Origin of the sequence: Mycobacterium asiaticum DSM 44297, from assembly GCF_000613245.1 — a bacterium.
In the GTDB taxonomy this organism is placed as follows: domain Bacteria; phylum Actinomycetota; class Actinomycetes; order Mycobacteriales; family Mycobacteriaceae; genus Mycobacterium; species Mycobacterium asiaticum.
The window spans coordinates 763177-777177 of the sequence record NZ_HG964937.1; the positions used below are offsets into that span (position 1 = coordinate 763177).

At 65.3% G+C, this 14001-nt stretch carries 15 protein-coding genes and 1 tRNA gene; 12 read left to right on the plus strand and 4 right to left on the minus strand.

Annotated elements, in window-relative coordinates; genetic code table 11:
* Positions 1–23: 23 nt before the first annotated feature.
* From BN972_RS13940 to BN972_RS13985, 10 genes are all read left to right on the plus strand, one after another.
* Positions 24–1541, plus strand: a complete 1518-nt coding sequence (locus BN972_RS13940; RefSeq protein ID WP_036358846.1) for a TldD/PmbA family protein — start codon at positions 24–26, stop codon at positions 1539–1541.
* On the plus strand, positions 1538–2911 hold the full coding sequence (locus tag BN972_RS13945; RefSeq protein WP_036358849.1) for a TldD/PmbA family protein: 1374 nt from the start codon (positions 1538–1540) through the stop codon (positions 2909–2911). Before BN972_RS13940 ends, BN972_RS13945 begins: the two co-directional genes overlap by 4 nt.
* 88 nt (positions 2912–2999) lie before the next feature.
* Complete coding sequence (locus tag BN972_RS13950; RefSeq protein ID WP_235192505.1) at positions 3000–3770, plus strand: carboxymuconolactone decarboxylase family protein; 771 nt, start codon at positions 3000–3002, stop codon at positions 3768–3770.
* Positions 3742–4494 carry a hypothetical protein gene (locus BN972_RS13955; RefSeq protein ID WP_235192448.1) on the plus strand — a complete coding sequence of 251 codons (753 nt, stop codon included), beginning with the start codon at positions 3742–3744 and terminating at the stop codon, positions 4492–4494. Before BN972_RS13950 ends, BN972_RS13955 begins: the two co-directional genes overlap by 29 nt.
* Positions 4495–4756: 262 nt before the next feature.
* Positions 4757–5269, plus strand: coding sequence for a nitroreductase family deazaflavin-dependent oxidoreductase (locus tag BN972_RS13960; protein ID WP_235192449.1), 513 nt, complete (start codon positions 4757–4759; stop codon positions 5267–5269).
* A 117-nt stretch (positions 5270–5386) separates the two neighbouring features.
* Entirely contained in the window at positions 5387–6145 is a 759-nt protein-coding gene (locus BN972_RS29550; protein ID WP_158086309.1) for a hypothetical protein, read from the plus strand.
* A gap of 62 nt (positions 6146–6207) precedes the next feature.
* A tRNA-Ile gene (locus tag BN972_RS13970) sits at positions 6208–6281 on the plus strand.
* A 304-nt stretch (positions 6282–6585) separates the two neighbouring features.
* Entirely contained in the window at positions 6586–7167 is a 582-nt protein-coding gene (locus BN972_RS13975) for a (2Fe-2S)-binding protein (protein ID WP_235192450.1), read from the plus strand.
* Between the two features lie 3 nt (positions 7168–7170).
* A complete protein-coding gene (locus tag BN972_RS13980) occupies positions 7171–8148 on the plus strand; it encodes an FAD binding domain-containing protein (RefSeq protein WP_036358857.1) in 978 nt (325 codons plus the stop codon).
* Positions 8145–10313 carry a xanthine dehydrogenase family protein molybdopterin-binding subunit gene (locus tag BN972_RS13985; RefSeq protein ID WP_036358859.1) on the plus strand — a complete coding sequence of 723 codons (2169 nt, stop codon included), beginning with the start codon at positions 8145–8147 and terminating at the stop codon, positions 10311–10313. Before BN972_RS13980 ends, BN972_RS13985 begins: the two co-directional genes overlap by 4 nt.
* A 242-nt stretch (positions 10314–10555) precedes the next feature.
* Here BN972_RS13985 and BN972_RS13990 read toward each other — a convergent pair whose 3' ends face one another.
* The gene (locus BN972_RS13990; RefSeq protein WP_036358863.1) at positions 10556–11275 is read right to left on the minus strand and encodes a hypothetical protein; all 720 of its coding nucleotides are present in this window, start codon (positions 11273–11275) and stop codon (positions 10556–10558) included.
* 93 nt (positions 11276–11368) lie between these two features.
* Entirely contained in the window at positions 11369–11782 is a 414-nt protein-coding gene (locus BN972_RS13995) for a limonene-1,2-epoxide hydrolase family protein (protein WP_036358866.1), read from the minus strand.
* Between the two features lie 109 nt (positions 11783–11891).
* On the opposite strand from BN972_RS13995, the gene BN972_RS14000 reads away from it, so the two are divergent.
* Entirely contained in the window at positions 11892–12518 is a 627-nt protein-coding gene (locus BN972_RS14000) for a TetR/AcrR family transcriptional regulator (protein ID WP_200869730.1), read from the plus strand.
* A gap of 75 nt (positions 12519–12593) precedes the next feature.
* On the opposite strand, the gene BN972_RS14005 is transcribed toward BN972_RS14000, so the two are convergent.
* The gene (locus BN972_RS14005) at positions 12594–13157 is read right to left on the minus strand and encodes an MFS transporter (RefSeq protein ID WP_036358869.1); all 564 of its coding nucleotides are present in this window, start codon (positions 13155–13157) and stop codon (positions 12594–12596) included.
* 56 nt (positions 13158–13213) lie between these two features.
* Here BN972_RS14005 and BN972_RS31210 point away from each other — a divergent pair, with 56 nt between their 5' ends.
* The gene (locus BN972_RS31210; RefSeq protein ID WP_342351924.1) at positions 13214–13534 is read left to right on the plus strand and encodes a hypothetical protein; all 321 of its coding nucleotides are present in this window, start codon (positions 13214–13216) and stop codon (positions 13532–13534) included.
* A 67-nt stretch (positions 13535–13601) separates the two neighbouring features.
* On the opposite strand, the gene BN972_RS14010 is transcribed toward BN972_RS31210, so the two are convergent.
* Complete coding sequence (locus tag BN972_RS14010) at positions 13602–13997, minus strand: nitroreductase family deazaflavin-dependent oxidoreductase (protein ID WP_036358873.1); 396 nt, start codon at positions 13995–13997, stop codon at positions 13602–13604.
* Positions 13998–14001 lie beyond the last annotated feature (4 nt).

The window sequence follows — 14001 nt, forward strand, 5'->3', positions numbered from 1 at the left end:
AAGCCGGTCGTTACGGTGGACCCGTGACATCGAACCGGGGGATCGATTCCGACTTCCTGGACCTGCCGCGCCGCGAGCTGGCCGACGCCGCGCTCTCGGCGGCCAGAGCGGCCGGGGCCAGCTACGCCGACCTGCGGATTCACCGCATCAGCACCGAGATCATCCAGCTGCGTGACGGCGAGCTGGAGACTGCCGTCGTCAGCCGCGAGGTCGGGCTGGCGGTGCGGGTGATCGTGGCGGGAACGTGGGGGTTCGCCTCGCACGCCGAGTTGGCTCCCGACGTGGCGGCCCGCACCGCGCGGCACGCGGCCCAGGTGGCTACCGTGCTGGCCGCGCTGAACACCGAGCACATCCGGTTGGCGGCCGAGCCGGTCTACGCCGACGCCACCTGGGTGTCGGACTACGAGATCGACCCCTTCACCGTGTCGGCGTCGGAGAAGATCGGGGTGCTCGAGGACTACTCGCGGCGGCTGCTGGACGCCGAGGGGGTTGACCACGTGGCGGCCGGGTTGACCGCGGTCAAGGAGCAGACCTTCTACGCCGACACCTTCGGCTCTTCGATCACCCAGCAGCGGGTGCGCTTGCAGCCCTCGCTGGAGGCGGTGAGCATCGACGCGAAGGCCGGCGGGTTTGACTCGATGCGCACGCTGGCCCCGCCGACCGCGCGCGGCTGGGAAGCGGTGGCCGGTGACTCGGTGTGGGACTGGACGTCCGAGCTCGCCGAAATCCCGGACTTGCTGTACGAGAAGATGCGGGCGCCCAGCGTGATGCCCGGACCGACGGACTTGGTGATCGACCCGTCCAACCTCTGGCTTACCATCCACGAATCCATCGGCCACGCAACCGAATACGACCGGGCCATTGGTTACGAGGCCGCCTACGCCGGGACGTCGTTCGCCACCCCGGACAAACTGGGGACGATGCAGTACGGGTCGCCCGTGATGAACGTGACCGCCGACCGAACCGTGCAATACGGGCTGGCCACCATCGGCTACGACGACGAAGGCGTCGCCGCGCAGAGCTGGGACCTGGTGCGCGACGGGGTGTTCGTCGGCTACCAACTCGACAGGGTGTTCGCCCCGCGGCTGGGTCAGGAACGCTCCAACGGATGCTCCTACGCAGACTCGGCCCACCACGTGCCGATCCAGCGGATGGCCAACGTGTCGCTGCAACCCGGGCCTCAAGATCTGTCCACCGCCGATCTCATCTCGCGGATCGACGACGGCATCTACATAGTCGGCGACAAATCCTGGTCAATCGACATGCAGCGGTACAACTTTCAGTTCACCGGGCAGCGGTTCTACCGCATCCGTGACGGCGCCCTGTACGGCCAGTTGCGCGATGTGGCCTACCAGGCGACCACCACCGACTTCTGGAATTCCATGGAAGCGGTTGGCGGACAATCGACCTGGCGACTCGGCGGTGCGCTGAACTGCGGCAAGGCGCAACCCGGCCAGGTGGCCGCGGTCAGCCACGGCTGCCCGTCGGCGTTGTTCCGCGGCGTCAACATACTCAACACCCGCACCGAGGGCGGCCGATGATCACCCCGCAGCACGTCGTCGAGATCGTCCTGGCCGAGGCCGCCAAGGCCGGGCGCGCCGACGAGACCATGGTGCTGGTCACCGACAAGGTCGAGGCCACCCTGCGCTGGGCCAACAACACGATGACCACCAACGGGGTCGCGGTCAGCCGCAGCGTCACCGTCATTTCCATTGTGCGCCAAGGCGACAGTGCATACGTCGGGTCCGTCGTCTCCGGTGACGCCGACCCGTCGGCGCTGCCGGGATTGGTGATCTCGTCCCAGGACGCGGCCCGTTCGGCGCCGGAGGCCGGAGACGCGGCGCCGCTGCTCACCGATGTGGGGGAGCCCGCCGACTGGGACGCGCCGGTGCCGGGTACCGGGGTCGCGGCATTCAGCGGGATCTCCGCGCCGTTGAGCAAGGCGTTCCGGTCCACGGACCGGCTGTTCGGCTATGCGCACCACAGTCTTTCGACGACGTTGCTGGCGTCCTCGACCGGCCTGCGCCGGCGTTACACGCAGCCCACCGGCGCGATCGAGCTCAATGCGAAGCGGGGGGATGCGTCCGCATGGGCCGGTACCGGAACGTCGAATTTCGTTGATGTGCCGATAGATTCACTGCTCGCCGACCTGGAAACCAGGCTGGCCTGGGCGTCGCGGTCGGTGGAACTGCCAGCGGGGCGCTACGAAACCATCATGCCGCCATCGACGGTGGCCGACATGATGATCTACCTCAACTGGAAGATGTCCGGGCGCGGTGCCCAGGAGGGACGGACGGCGCTGTCGGCGCCGGGCGGCGGGACGCGGGTGGGGGAGCGGCTGACTTCGCTGCCGTTGACGTTGTTCTCCGATCCGATGGCGCCCGGACTGGCGTGCACGCCGTTTGTGGCGGTGAGCAATTCGTCGGAGACGGCATCGGTGTTCGACAACGGCATGGAGATCGGCCAGGTGGAGTGGATCCGCGAGGGCGTAATCAATGCCCTGGCGTATCCGCGGGCAACGGCCGCCCGGTTCGGTGCGCCGGTGGCCGTGGGTGCGGACAACCTGGTGATGACCGGCGGATCGGCGGACCTGGCCGACATGATCGCCTCCACCGAGCACGGGTTGCTGCTGACGACGCTGTGGTACATCCGCGAGGTCGACCCGACAACCTTGCTGCTCACCGGCCTGACCCGCGACGGGGTGTACCTGGTCGAGGACGGCGAGGTGACCGGGGCGGTGAACAACTTCCGGTTCAACGAGAGCCCGCTGGACCTGCTGCGGCGCGCGACCGAGGCCGGCGTCAGCGAAAAGACGCTGCCCCGGGAATGGGGCGACTGGGCCACCCGGGCGGCAATGCCGTCGCTGCGTATACCGGACTTTCACATGTCCTCGGTTAGTCAGGCTCAATAGGTTTACCGTGTAGTGCGTGAGAGCACTGGAACCTGACCAACTGGCGCGATTGGTCGCCCTGTCCTGCGGTAATGCGTCGCTGGCGGGCATGGTGCGCCAGGTGTGCGCTTCGGTGCTGGGGTTGCCGGCGCTGCCCTTCGGCGATGCCGAGGCTCCGTCGGAAGCCGAGGCGGTGGTGGCCGCGTTCGCCGAGCAGTTCAGCGTCGACGTCTCGATGATCACCGTCGAGCAGCGGTCACAGTTGCTGAAGGTGTTGGGCGACAGCGCCTTTCGGGCGGTCATATCGATTTTTATCGCCGACTTCGTGCCGCGGGTCCGCGCCGGGCTAGAAGCTCTGGATGTCGGTGCGCAATATTTGCGGTGGGTGGGCAAGCCGCTGGTGTGGGACCACGACAGCGAGCCGTCGCAGGTGTTGCTGAACGAGTTCGCACCCGCGGTGGCCCGGATGCGCGCGTTGGACCCGATCACCTCGGAGCTGGTGCGGCTAAAGGTGGCCAACGCACATAACTGCCGGCTCTGCAAATCACTGCGGGAGGGCCACGCGCTGGACGCCGGCGGCACAGAGTCGCTGTACGACGAGATCGCCCGGTTCGAGACGTCACGGGTGCTCGACGACCGCGCAAAGGCAGCGCTGCGGTATGTAGATGGGTTAATTTGGACGCCTGCGCACCTCGCCGTCGACGATGCCGCCGAGGTGCGCTCCCGGTTCAGCGAAGCCGAGGCCGTGGAGTTGACCTTCGACGTGATGCGGAATTCCAGCAACAAGATCGCCGTGGCCCTGGGCGCGGACGCGGCGCGGGTGGAGTCCGGAACCGAGCGGTATCTGATCGATGTCGACGGTCAGACGGTTTTCAGCTGACGGCCGCAGGGCTGTCCTGCTGATCCTGGTGTTTGTCCTGGTCAGCTGTTCGGGGGGCGTTCCGAAGACCGCCGCGCCGTCGGTTACCCGCCGCACCGATCCCACCTCTTATCTGCCGCCGATCTATCCCGGGACGACGGTGCCGCCGCTGCCGCCGTCGTCGACCACTCCGGTGGCCGGGGCCCCTGCGACTTTTCCAGGCGATGGCGTCTTCAAGGTCGGCAGCGACATCGCTCCCGGCACCTACCGGTCGGAAGGCGCGCACGACTGTTACTGGGAACGGCTGCGCGGGATGTCCGGGACGCTGGCCGACACCATCGCCAACGGGGCCGGCAACTGGCCGCAGCTGGTGCAGATCATGCCGACGGACACGGCGTTCAAGACCCAGCACTGCCCGACCTGGGTGCCCGCGGCGGACGCGCCCCCAACGACGACCACCTCCACGAAGGCCGTGACGCTGCCCCCGGGTGCCATGGTCTGCCCCGCGACCGCCGCGCCGGCGGGCGGGTTGACGTCATCAGCAGTCGGGTCGACCGATACCACCTGCCAGTTCGCCGAAGCGGTGCGGCTGGCGTATGCGGCGGCCGGCCCAGTCACGCCGGGGACGCGCCAGATCGATGCCATGAGCCCGGTGACGCGGCGCCACTACTCGATGAGCTGTTCGGGGGATAGCGGATTGGTGGTGTGCAGCGGTGGGGACTCCGCGGTGGTGTACCTGTACTGATGTTGTCGCGCAGGACATTCCAAGGGAGAGCCGATAAGTGATCGGGGAGATCTTGGAGACCGGCACCGCTACTGCCTGAATTGCCGCGTCGACGCGGAGTATCAAATCATTGACATGACAGGCAACGGCGACCGGATGGACCGCCAGTGGCTGTGTCCGGGCAACCACCGCAACACCGATGTGCAGGACGAATATAAGCAGTACACGTGGGAGGCCCGGCGCGACGAGGATTAGCGGGACCGGTGGCGGGTACCGTCCAGCTGTGTCCTTTCGGCGGGAGAGTCCTCTTCGTGGGCGGCGGCTGCGGCTGCACGAAGCCCTGGGTGAGCGAATAGCTATGAGCAAGTTCGGCTACCAGATGGCGATTCATGTGGCGCCGCACATTGACCGGCGGCTGATCCCATGGACGGGTGGCCGGCTGGGCACAATGGGCTTCGGCAAAGTCGGGCTCGTCACCTCCGTTGGCGCCAAGTCGGGGGAGGAGCGCACGCATCCGTTGACGCTCATCCCGGACTCGGACGGGTTGCTGGCGATCGGGTCCAACTACGGACGTGCAAAGCATCCGGCCTGGAGCGCCAACCTGAAGGCGAATCCGGAATGCACGATCGAGTTCAACGGACCGCCGCGCCGGTATCGGGCCGAACTGCTGGCTGGGGCGGAACGCGAGGCGGCGTGGGCCAGGGCCGTGGACTTCTACGCCGGTTACGAGGCTTATCGGGAGCGTGCCGCGCCGCGCGAGATCAGGGTGTTCCGGCTGCGGCCGACCGAGAACTGAGGACAAAGCTCGCACCTCCACTCGGGTTGCCGCTTGTTCCGCTCAGGGCGGTGCGATCTTCTGGGCAACGAGCGATGAGTCAGATACGCTTGGCTACCTCGCGAGGGAGCAAACATCGTGTCTTTCCAGCAGCATCCCGCCGGCGATCCCGGCGCACCATCCGTCCCGGGTAACCCGCCGGGATATCCAACGCCAGGAGGGCCCACCCCACCGGGCGGCCCGCCGGGTCAGGGCTGGGGGCAACCGGCGGGGCCACCGCCGCCAGGATTCTCGCCGCCGCGGGATGCGACAGAGCGACGACCTCGAAAGCTCTGGTACGCAATCGGCGGGGTCCTCGTCGCGCTCGGCGTGCTCGGCGGCGGCATCGGTGCCGCCACCATGTTGGCTGGCGAGGTTAGCGACCTCACTGCCGGCGCACCCACCGCGGACCACACATTCGGTAACAAAGGCACCACCACGGTGCACATCGACGCCGGCGAGTCGAAGACGATCTACGTCACCCAGCGCACGCCGCGCAGAAACCTGACCTGCACCGCACGGGGTACCGAGGGGCAACGCAAACCAACGCTGACCGAGTATCGGAGCGATGTCACCGTCAACCAGTGGCGAGCGCTGTTCACACTGACCGTCCAGGACGCAGGTGAGTACTCGATCAGCTGCTCCGGCCCGTCCGATGCCAGCTACGGCGTCGGCGAGCACGTCACCGGTAGCCAAGTCGCGCACTCAGTTGTGGGTGTGTTCGTGGTCGGCGGAATCGGCGCCGTATTCGTGATCGCCGGACTTATCGTGTTGGCCGTAACAGGCATTCGCCGGAGTCGCAGCGCCCGGCAACCGACCCTTCCCGCGCAGCCGCAGCAGTGGCCCGGGCGGCAATGATTCCTAGTCGACGCCCACGCTAGTGTCTACTGCGACGCGCACTGGTCGTGCGCGGCGCGCCTGGGGCGGTAGCTCAGTTGGTTAGAGCCGCGGACTCATAATCCGTTGGTCGCGGGTTCGAGCCCCGCCCGCCCCACTATTGCGTCCTGAACTGGTCTTTAGACCGATCCTGCTTCGGCTGATCCTTGACAGTTACTTCGGTTGATCCTTGACACTGTGGTGGCGGACCGGTCGGCGGACCCGTGAAAACGGCCGGTCGGCTAACCCCAGCTAGCTTTCGCTGGTTGCCCGCGAGCGGGCTCACGACTCGCAAGCCACTCGTTGCGGGCTCTAGCGACCCGCCCCACCAACTTCTTGTGCATTCCGGGGCACCTCTGAAGTAGTCGCGGCAAGGCGAACGTCCGCGCGCTCACCGCATGACGCGCTCTACACTCGAACAAGTGGGGGACAGCAGTGCCGAAATCAGCCGCAGGACGTTCGTCGGCGCGTCTTTGGCCGTGGGAGGCGCCGTCGCGGCCGGCCCCGGTGTCGAAGACCGCGCGTACCTCGAGACCCAAACCGCAATGGTGGCACGGGTTCACCTCAACGGCGAGCTTCGCGAGATCGCCGTGGACAACCGCACTTCGCTTCTTGACATGTTGCGGGAGCGGGCAGGACTGACCGGGACCAAGAAGGGGTGCGATCAAGGCGCGTGCGGCGCCTGCACGGTCCTGGTCGACGGTCGCAGGATCAATTCCTGCCTGACGCTCGCGGTCATGCACGACGGGGCGCAAATCACCACCATCGAAGGCCTGGCTGGCGCCACCGACTTGCATCCGCTGCAGGAAGCTTTCATTAGCGAAGACGCGCTGCAATGCGGCTATTGCACGCCCGGCCAGATCATGTCGGCCGTGGGTTGCATTGCCGAAGGGCATACCGGCTCGCCCGCCGAGATACGAGAATGGATGAGCGGCAACATTTGTCGTTGTGGCGCCTACACCAACATCGTCAACGCCGTTGCTGCAGCGGCCCGGAACCCATAGCCCGTGGATCCGTTTCGCTATACCAAGGCCAGCGACGAGCAGTCGGCATTGCGGGCCGGCGCGGCCGGTGCCCGCTATATCGCCGGAGGCACCACACTTGTCGACCTGATGCGCGAAGCCGTGGAACGGCCCCATGCGCTGGTCGACATCAACGCTTTGCCCTACACCGAGATTCACGTTCGACCCGAAATGATTCGGATCGGGTCGCTGGTACGGATGTCCGATCTTGCCGCCCACCCGGAGATACGTCAGCGTGTTCCGGTGATATCACAAGCGCTGGAACTCAGCGCGTCGGCACAGCTGCGAAACATGGCCAGCATCGGCGGAAATCTGTTGCAGCGCACCAGATGCCTGTACTTTCGGGACGTTTCGGCACCCTGCAACAGGCGCACTCCTGGCGCCGGCTGCGCGGCAATCGACGGACGCAACCGCACGCATGCGATTCTGGGCGCCAGCAGCTCCTGCATCGCCACCCACCCGTCGGACCTTGCGGTGGCCCTACTTGCCCTTGACGCCGTTGTGCTGACCCGCGACACCGCAGGCGAACGGCGCATCGCGCTGGCCGACTTGTACGCCAAGCCCGCAGATGCGCCTCAGCGTGAAACCACCCTGCGGCCCGGCGAGCTGGTAGTCGCGGTCGAGGTGCCGCTCGGACCGGAGGTCCGCCGCTGCGGATATCTGAAGGTGCGCGACCGCCAATCCTTCGAGTTCGCGCTGACCTCGGCTGCAGTCGCGTTGGACATCGGTCCGGTCGCCATCCGCAGCGCGCGGGTCGCGGCCGGAGGCGTCGGCACCGTGCCATGGCGGCTGCCCGCGGTGGAGGCAGCGCTGCGCGGGCAACGTCCAGACGCGGCCACCTTCCGCAAGGCGGCCGAACTCGCCGCTGACGGTGCACACCCGTTGCGAGAGAACGGGTTCAAGGTTGAGCTGCTCAAGCGCACGGTCGAACGCCAACTGACGCGGGTAGCGGCGCTGCCATGAACTATCCGCTGCCACGCGCGTTGCCAGTCACCGGCCAGCCCGTCAGTCGCGTGGACGGTGAGCTCAAGGTGACCGGAAAGGCGACCTACGCGGCCGACCATCAGGTGCCCGGGTTGGTTTACGCCGCGATAGTGTGCAGCACGGCCGCCGGCGGTGTGGCCGTCAGGGTGCACGGCGCCGACGCGCGCCGGGCACCGGATGTGCTGGCGGTACTCACGGATTTCAGCGGGATCAAACTGCCGTTCGATCCAACACGGTCGGCGTTCTTCGGTCAGCCGGTCGCTGTCGTCGTATGCAGTACTCTCGAAGCGGCAGCGCACGCGGCGTCGTCGGTGAGGATCCAGTACTCGACAGCGTCGTCTGTGACAAGTATCGATGCGGTACAAGCTGTTCCGCAGCCCGGGCGCAACAACCACGACTATGCCCGTGGCGACGCCGACGCGGCTCTGCACCGCGCCGCGGTGGTTACCGACCTCGAATACAGCATCGCCCGCAACAACCACAACCCGATGGAACTACCGTCCACCATCGCCCGCTGGGACGGTGACCAGCTGACGGTGTGGGACAAGGTGCAAAGCATCAGCTCGGCGCGCCAGGCCTACGCCACCGCGCTGGGTATTCCGCCCGACCACGTGCGGGTGATCTCTCCGTTCGTCGGCGGTGCGTTCGGCAGCGCCGGACAGACCTGGCCGCACCAACTGTTGGCCGCCTACGCCGCGCGCAAGATCGGCCATCCGATCAAGCTCGTCATCACCCGCAAGCAGATGTACAGCGGCATCGGCTACCGGCCCACCAGTCGGCAGCGGTTCGCCATCGGTGCCGACCATTCCGGCACCCTGACGGCGATGGTGCACGAAGCGCGCACGGAGACAGCAAAATACGGCAGTTACGAAGACGGCTTGGTTGGCAATCCGAGGTTCCTCTACCGCGTCCCTGATCTGCGCTCGACGTATCGGTTGGTGCCACTGGATGTCAATCTGCCCACGTACATGAGGGGTCCGGGCGCGGTGAGCGGTACGTTTGCGCTGGAGTGCGCGATGGACGATCTCGCGCACCGGCTGCAGATCGACCCTATCGAGTTGCGGTTACGCAATGAGCCTGAAACTGATCAGATGAACGGAAAACCGTTCTCCACGCGCCGGCTCACCGACTGTCTGCACCAGGGCGCGACCAGCTTCGGGTGGTCGCGGCGCAATGCCACACCCGGGGCAATCAGGGACGGCGATCAGCTTATCGGTATCGGTATGGCCGCGGCCGCCTATCACACGCAGCGCTCTCAATGCGCCGCCAAGGCAACGGTTCTGGCTGACGGCACGGCCGAGATCCTCAGTGGCACCAGCGACATGGGTCCCGGTACTTACACTTCGATGACGCAGGTGGCGGCAGAGGCCTTGGGCTTGCAGCTGAACCGAGTACGGTTCCGTCTCGGGGACAGCACGTTGCCGCCCGCGCCGTCGCACTCCGGTTCGCGTACCATGGCCAGCGTCGGATCGGCGGTATTCGTTGCGGCGAACATGTTGCGGGACAAGTTTATCCGTATTGCGATAACTGATCCGGGCTCGCCCCTGCACGGGCTGAACCCACATGATGTTGCCGTCAGCGACGGGCGCATGTCGGCGACCGACGCAGCTCAGCGGGGCGAGACATACCAGGAACTGCTGAGGCGACGCCGCTGGGGGGCGCTGGACTCTGAAGAGACCTGGACACCCGACGATGCCGATAAGCGTTACTCGATGTACGCCTATGGGGCGGTGTTTGCCGAAGTCGCGGTCGACCCGTTGCTGCCCACCGTCAGGATCAGACGGATTCACGCCTGCTATGACGCTGGCCGGGTGATCAACCCCAAACTGGCCCACAGCCAAGCAATCGGAGGCATGGTCGGCGGAATCGGGATGGCGTTGCTCGAGGCAACGCTGCTCGATCATCGTGATGGCCGCATTGTCAACGCGAACATGGCCGATTATCTGGTGCCGGTCAACGCCGATGTCCCGGCGCTGAATGCGGACTTCCTGGCCGCTGAGGATCCTATTGCCGACCCAATCGGGGTAAAGGGGCTTGGGGAGTTGGTGATTGTCGGGGTGCCGGCCGCGATCGCCAACGCGGTGTTCAACGCTACGGGTAAGCGCGTCACCGACCTGCCCATCACGGTCGAGGAGCTGCTGTGACCGCTGTTCCCGAGACTGCAGAAGTCGGCGCGTCGTAACCCCAATCACGTTGCAGCAGAAAATGATACGCGAGGCGCTACGGAGCCGCCCCTGGAATGCGGTCTGCACGGCCCGCCAATCCGTGGGATCGCACTAGCCGACCTTCAGCAATTGGGCAACCCGCGCTCGCGCGGTTCGACCTCAAACGCCTGGTCAACCGCAAGCGGAACCTCCGGATAAGCCGGGGGTTTGTGGCCGTCAGCTCACTCGTCGACGGCATCCTGGTCTACGGTGCGCTTCGCGCGCACAGCCGGCCGCGTCGACCTCCGACGTGGAAGGCGGTCGATGATCCCGCTCAGCGAGTTGACCATCCTGTTGAGGGTATCGACGGCAGACTCGAGGGTGTCGGCGGTGGGCGTCAACCTCTCCACGGCGGGCTGGAGCCGACTCAAGATTTCAGCGGCTTCGGTGAATTGTTCAAGCGGTCCATTCTTCGCCAGCAGTTTGTCGATGATGCCGTCCTCAACAAATATCCGTTCGATGATGCCGTCCTCGGCGAACATCCGCTCCAACGGCCCGTCCTCCGCGAGCAGTCGGTCCACGAGCCCACCAGGCGCCAGGATCCGCTCGAGCGAGGAGCTACTTCCAGCGGTTACCCGATCGAGCAACCCGCCGGGCGCATCCAACATATCGACCACCCCACCCGGACGCATCAGCTTGTCTGCCGGCCCGCCGCGGACCAGAGCGCGGCCCAACGCCCTGTCGTTTTCGGTTAATTCGGCAACCCGGTTCGCGCCGACGATCGCGCCGCGCAACGGAAATAGATCGGTAAGTGGGTCCACCGTCTTCGGGGCGTCCTCGCCCAACGATTGCTTCACCGCCCCGAGCGCCATGGCCGCCGCGGCGAGCCCGGCGTCCGCCACCTTGACGCCGGCCCGGACAGGGGCTTTTGCTACGCCGACAATCAGCTCGGTGATGTTCACGCGGCAAGTGTATGGCTCAGTGCCGCTTCCGTACCGGCGAATTCATTCCGCGCCCAGTCAGATTTCAGTCCACATAGCGGACGACGTCCCATTTCACACGGTCGTGGGCACCAGGGCGCTAATGTCCTCGCCTTGAAGGAGTTTGATCGTCAGATTCAGATCGAAATAGTCGGTCCAGCGAGTGATCCTTCCGTCGTCGTCGACGACGAAGGTACCCATCACGGGGATGGCCGGCTTGCCTCCGTCCGGAGTCTGGATGTAGTCAAGCCGTTCGGTGAGCACCACGGAACCGTCGCTGGCGAGATTGACGATCTCGAAGGCGTAGGCATCCGGGAACATCGAGAACTGGGCGGCCAAGTTCTCCACGATGGCGTCCGGTCCGGTGAAGGCCGGCATACCCACATTCTGATAGACAGCCCCCTCGGCGAGGAGCGGACGCAACGCTTCGGCGTCTCGCTGCTCCATCAAGGCGCAGAACTTGCGGACTACATCGGCTGGCGAAGACATGAGTGAATCCCTTCACGGCGTAGAGATGACCCCAGCTGAGCATCACCTACAAGCTGTATGTGAAGTCGAGCCTAGGTGACCTACAGGATGTATGCAATAGGCTGTAGCGGTGCCGAACGCCGAGGAGGAGCTGGACACCAAGGCGCGGCGTGCCCAGCAAGCGGTGGCAACGCGTACCGCGTTGGTGTCCGCCGCCAGGCGTCTCTTCGTAGAGAAGGGCTATCACCGGACGGGCACCGAGGAAGTCGTCGCTGAGGCGCGAGTCGGCACACGCGGTGCGCTGTACCACCACTTCGCTGACAAGCAAGCGTTGTTCGAAGCCGTCTTCATCGCCGTGGAAGAAGACCTCGTCATGGCAGCTGCGCAGAGCCTCGCCGATCCTGCCGATGGCGCCCTAAATCAATTGCACCTGGGCTTGATTGGCTTTCTCGACGCTTCACTCGCCCCACACGTTCAACAGATTCTTCTGATCGACGGGCCAGCCGTGTTGGGCTGGTCGAGGTGGCGTGAACTGGAGAGCGTCTACGGACTCGGGGCCATTCGCACGATGCTGGAGCGTGCAATCGAAGAGGGCGATATCGCGCCGGGCCGGCCCGTGGATGTGTTGGCGCACATCCTGCTGGCAGCTGCCAATGAGACCGCACTGTTCATTGCGAATGCACCAGATCAGCAAGCGGCGCGGGATGCCGGAGTACAGGCGTTGGACGTCCTGCTGGATGGGCTGCGAGCGAAGTAGCCTGGCCGACGCCAGTGAAACACTGCACGCCGCAACAGCTCTCATCGAACGCGTCGACCCGAATGGGTGCGTTTGTCAGTGAAGCGCCGGATGATTCGCAGTTGTCGTCCGGCGCGTCCGCGGTCCATAGATGACAACGGCGGCAGCGGAAATCAGCACAGCCGTACCCAGCATCAGTAGCGACGAATGCATCGCGAGCATGAAGGCGTCTTTCGCGTGCCTGGACAAATCACGTCCTTGCGGTCCCATGCGGTCGGCGATCGTCAGCGCTTGAGCCAGGGAACCGAGAGCCGGGTTTCTGATCGTCGGCGGCAATGCCGCGATGGAGGAGACGAGTGCGTGGTTGTATCCGGCAGCGAGGATGGAACCGGCGAGAGCGATGCCCAGGGCGCCGCCCACCTCCCTCGTCGTGTCGTTGATTGCCGACGCTACGCCTTGCTTACTTAGGGGGACTGCCCCCGTGATCGCGGTGGTTGACGGCGCATTGCAAATGCCCAACAAGGTTGTCATGCCGATGGACCCGGTCAGCATGTCGGGTCTTCTGAATACACGGATGTCAAGCAATGGATGCTTGCGGCCAAGCTCCACAAAACCGAAAATGACGGTGAGCAAAATGCCGCCGGCGAGGCAGCCATACACAGTGGGATTGCTCCATCCGTGAAGCGGAGCCTCTTGCGAAGGGTGCGTTTAATCAATTGCGGCAGGGGCTGATTGGATTCCTCGATGCGTCACTGACGCCCGAAGTCCAACGGATTCTTCTAATCGACGGACCCGCCGTCTTGGGCTGGTCGAGATGGCGCGAGTTGGAAAGCCGCTACGGATTGGGAGGTATTCAAGCCAATGCTCTGAGGAGGGCGACCTGGCGGCGGGCCAGCCGGTTGCTGCTTGCGCATGTGCTTCTCGCCGCCGCGGAGGAAGCAGCGATGTTCATTGCGAACGCACCCGATCAGCAGGCTGCGCGAAACGAAAGTGTTCGCGCGCTCAGCGCATTACTGGACGGACTTCGGTCGCGCTAGCACCCGACATGATCCCGCGCGGGCGAGAGATGCTAAACGCGAGGACGGCCGAGGCGTCTGGGAGTCATCACTGAGTATCGGCAGTTTCGGTCAATACCAATGCTGCTTCGTTGTAGGGGAACACGCGGTAGAACAGCCGGGGCGCCGGCCTGACGAGCGGTGCGGCCTCGGCCTTTTCAACGATCTGAGGGTTGACCAGAGGGATAGCCTTGCCCCGCTTGTGCAGTACTGTCGGCCCGCCGGCCAACACGTTCTTCAGCCAGTCCGATCCGAGTCCGTACCCGATCAGGATGACAAACCCGCGCTGGGTCCTGAAAACCAAGAGCGGTGTTCGGTATCGCTTGCCGGACTTACGGCCGGTGTGCTCCAGGGTCCCCAGACAGGGAAGCCACGGTGTCAGTGAGCGAGCCACCGGATTGGTGGCACGGCGATGAAACTTCGCAACGGCGCGAGGCACTCGCATGAAT